Origin of the sequence: Metabacillus idriensis, assembly GCF_050483325.1 — a bacterium.
Classification (GTDB): domain Bacteria; phylum Bacillota; class Bacilli; order Bacillales; family Bacillaceae; genus Bacillus_P; species Bacillus_P idriensis_A.
Map to the genome: position 1 here is coordinate 1 of NZ_JBCMYF010000038.1, position 3,618 is coordinate 3,618.

Annotated in this window: 6 protein-coding genes; all 6 read left to right on the forward strand. The window is 42.8% G+C overall.

Annotated elements, in window-relative coordinates:
• On the forward strand, nucleotides 1–181 hold a 181-nt coding region (locus tag ABEQ24_RS21540), incomplete at its 5' end, for a hypothetical protein (protein WP_430008699.1).
• A 54-nt stretch (nucleotides 182–235) separates the two neighbouring features.
• Entirely contained in the window at nucleotides 236–1,933 is a 1,698-nt protein-coding gene (gene dnaX / locus ABEQ24_RS21545; RefSeq protein WP_430008700.1) for a DNA polymerase III subunit gamma/tau, read from the forward strand.
• Between the two features lie 18 nt (nucleotides 1,934–1,951).
• Nucleotides 1,952–2,278, forward strand: a complete 327-nt coding sequence (locus tag ABEQ24_RS21550) for a YbaB/EbfC family nucleoid-associated protein (protein ID WP_070875718.1) — start codon at nucleotides 1,952–1,954, stop codon at nucleotides 2,276–2,278.
• Nucleotides 2,279–2,288: 10 nt separating this feature from the next.
• On the forward strand, nucleotides 2,289–2,885 hold the full coding sequence (gene recR, locus ABEQ24_RS21555) for a recombination mediator RecR (protein WP_070875719.1): 597 nt from the start codon (nucleotides 2,289–2,291) through the stop codon (nucleotides 2,883–2,885).
• 30 nt (nucleotides 2,886–2,915) lie between these two features.
• Nucleotides 2,916–3,137, forward strand: coding sequence for a YaaL family protein (locus ABEQ24_RS21560; protein WP_070875720.1), 222 nt, complete (start codon nucleotides 2,916–2,918; stop codon nucleotides 3,135–3,137).
• Nucleotides 3,138–3,201: 64 nt separating this feature from the next.
• Nucleotides 3,202–3,468, forward strand: a complete 267-nt coding sequence (locus tag ABEQ24_RS21565; protein ID WP_070875721.1) for a pro-sigmaK processing inhibitor BofA family protein — start codon at nucleotides 3,202–3,204, stop codon at nucleotides 3,466–3,468.
• The last annotated feature ends 150 nt before the right edge of the window (nucleotides 3,469–3,618 follow it).

Here is a 3,618-nt window from a genome sequence, read left to right on the forward strand (position 1 = left end):
TATTTGTCTGTCGGGTCTGACCAGTCGGTTCCGCTTTTCGGTGTTGTCTAGCTCCATCGCCCAACTCCTCGGCCAGAACGGATCCGCCAGCAAAGGCAAAAAGCGCCTTCACTGCCGGATCCTTATCTGTCTGTCGGAGCTAAACGGGCGATTCCGCTTTTCGGTGTTATCCCCTTTGTAAAATACTATTTCCATAAGGTATAATAGAAGAGATGAATTTGAAGGAGGGCGTTATGTGAGTTACCAGGCTTTATACCGTGTTTGGCGGCCGCAGCAATTTCATGATGTCGTAGGTCAAGAACATATTACAAGAACGCTTCAAAATGCCCTGCTGCAAGAAAAATTCTCGCATGCCTATCTTTTTTCCGGACCAAGAGGAACAGGGAAAACGAGTGCGGCCAAGATTTTTGCGAAAACAGTCAATTGTGAAAAAGCTCCTGTAGCGGAACCGTGCAATGAATGTTCTGCCTGCCTTGGCATCACAGATGGTTCCATTTCCGATGTGATTGAAATAGATGCTGCTTCAAATAACGGAGTAGATGAAATAAGGGATATACGCGATAAAGTAAAATATGCACCGTCTTCGGTGAAATATAAGGTTTATATCGTTGATGAAGTGCACATGCTCTCAATTGGAGCTTTCAATGCCTTGTTAAAAACACTTGAAGAACCGCCTAAGCATGTCATCTTTATATTGGCCACGACAGAACCCCACAAAATCCCGCTGACGATTATCTCCAGGTGTCAGAGATTCGATTTCAAACGAATTACAGCGGCTGCAATTGTCGGGAGAATGCAGGAGATCATCGAAGATCAGGAGATAGAGGCTGATACTGCTGCCCTTCAGGTCATAGCCAGTGCAGCGGACGGAGGAATGCGTGATGCCTTGAGTTTGCTTGATCAGGCTATTTCTTTCAGTGATGAATCCGTGACATTAGACGATGCGCTGCTCATAACAGGGTCGGTCTCACAGGCGATGATTGGCGAATTAATTCATGCTATGTTCAATAAAAATGTATCTGGTGCTCTGCAGGCTTTAGATGAACTGATGAATCAGGGAAAGGATGCATCTAAACTTGTAGAAGATTTTATCTACTACTACCGGGATCTGCTGCTGTATCAAACAGCGCCGCAGCTTGAGGAAGTTCTAGAGCGGGTTACAGTTGATGAACAGTTTGTGGAATTATCTAAACAGATGCCTTCAGGTACCATCTATCATGCAATTGATGTGCTGAACAAAAGCCAGCAGGAAATGAAATGGACGAATCACCCCCGTATTTTCCTTGAGGTGGCAATTGTTAAGCTTTCCGAGCACGAGGCAAAAGCTGTTCAGTCACTCGGAAGTGAAAATCATACTGAACTCGAAGCAGCAGTAAAGAAGCTTGCAAATGAATTAGAGCTTCTGAAAAAACAGGGAATCGCAGTCAGCGGACAGCAAGCGCCTCAAAGTGAACAAAAGGCCCCTAAAGCTGTCCGAAGCGGGTACAAAGTGCCGGCAGGCAGAATTCAGGAAATCCTGAAAGATGCTACTAAACAAAACCTGTCAGCTATTAAAAGCCGCTGGGGAGAGCTGCTTGATTATTTGCGCAGACAAAACAAAGTATCACACGCAGCCCTTCTGACAGACAGCGAACCTGTAGCTGCATCAGAAACGGCATTTGTGTTAAAGTTTAAATATGAAATCCATTGTAAAATGGTAGCGGACAACAATAATCAGGTCCGAAGCAATATGGAAGCCATTCTTTTGGAATTAACGGGACGAAACATGGAAATGGTTGGCGTTCCAGATCAAGAATGGGGTAAAATAAGAGAAGATTACATACGTGATCAGCGTCAGAATGAAGACGGCGATTCCCCTGATGAAGACGAAGATCCGCTCATAGCTGAAGCAAAAAAACTAGTGGGTACAGATCTCATTGAAATAAAAGATTAATATTGGAGGAGATTTATTATGAACCGTGGCGGAATGGGCAACATGCAAAAAATGATGAAGCAAATGCAAAAAATGCAGAAAGATATGGCCAAAGCGCAAGAAGAACTGGCTGAAAAAACAATCGAAGGAACAGCTGGCGGCGGAATGGTCACTGTTACGATTAATGGAAACAAAGAAGTCATCGATGTAAACATCAAAGAGGAAGTTGTAGATCCGGAAGATATCGATATGCTTCAAGATTTGGTTCTAGCTGCTACAAATGATGCACTAAAGAAAATGGATGAGCTCACAAATGATACAATGGGCAAATTTACTAAAGGCATGAACTTGCCAGGCATGTTCTAGGAGGAATGGAATGCATTATCCTGAACCGATATCAAAGCTGATTGACAGCTTTATGAAACTGCCAGGAATTGGCCCGAAGACGGCCGTTCGTCTGGCTTTTTTTGTACTGAATATGAAAGAAGATGTTGTGCTGGATTTTGCGAAGGCTTTGGTCAATGCTAAAAGAAATCTCACATACTGTTCTGTGTGTGGCCATATTACAGATCAGGATCCCTGCTATATTTGTGAAGACCAAAGAAGAGATAAAACCGTCATTTGTGTTGTTCAGGACCCAAAAGACGTCATCGCAATGGAAAAAATGAAAGAATACTCTGGACTGTATCATGTGCTTCAGGGTGCAATCTCTCCAATGGACGGCATCGGACCTGAGGATATCAAGATTCCTGAACTGCTGAAAAGACTTCAGGACGATACGGTGCAGGAAATTATACTTGCCACCAATCCTAACATTGAGGGTGAAGCAACAGCTATGTATATCTCCAGGCTATTAAAGCCGACAGGCATTAAAATGACGCGGATAGCACATGGCCTTCCTGTTGGCGGAGATCTGGAATATGCGGATGAAGTAACTTTATCAAAGGCTCTGGAAGGAAGACGCGAGCTTTAATATTGGGATGGCCGGAGAGGGGAAGTTTCATTGTTTTTTCGCAGAAAAGGCTGGCTAAGAAAAGAATACGATCAGCTGCTGGTGGATGATCTCATTTATATGAAAGATGACTGGAATCGCCAAAAACAGCTTGTTGATAAAAGTGTGGAGCCATCTCCTGAAATACTGTATGCGCTAAAAGTTGCTCAATCTAAATACTTCTTCTTATTAAGAGAAGCAAAAAAGAGAAATATTACAATCGGAAAGAAATAGCTTGTTCTATTTTCACCAGGCTTTCATAGATATTTAGAAAGTAATAATGAAAGTGAGTGGTGGAATGGAACCCGTTTACGTTTTTTCCATTCTCGGAGGAATCATCATCCTGCTGCTTGTTGCGGGCGCACCGCTCAGATCCATGCGCTGGGCAGGCCAAGTGCTTGTGAAAGTTGTAATAGGTGCATTATTCTTATTTTTCATTAATGCATTTGGTACAAGCATAGGGCTGCACATCCCCATTAATCTGACGACTGCGGGTATTTCTGGATTGCTTGGTTTGCCGGGTGTTGCTGCATTAATCATTATAAAAATGGTGATCTTATCTTAGAACAGGCGGATTGTTTCGCTTGTTCTAATTTTTTTGTTGACACTCTTTAGAGAGGGTGGTATATTAATAAACGTCGCTGATGACGTTACATAAAACTTTTTAAAAAAGTTGTTGACGAAACAGAGTGATGAATGATATATTAAAGGGGTC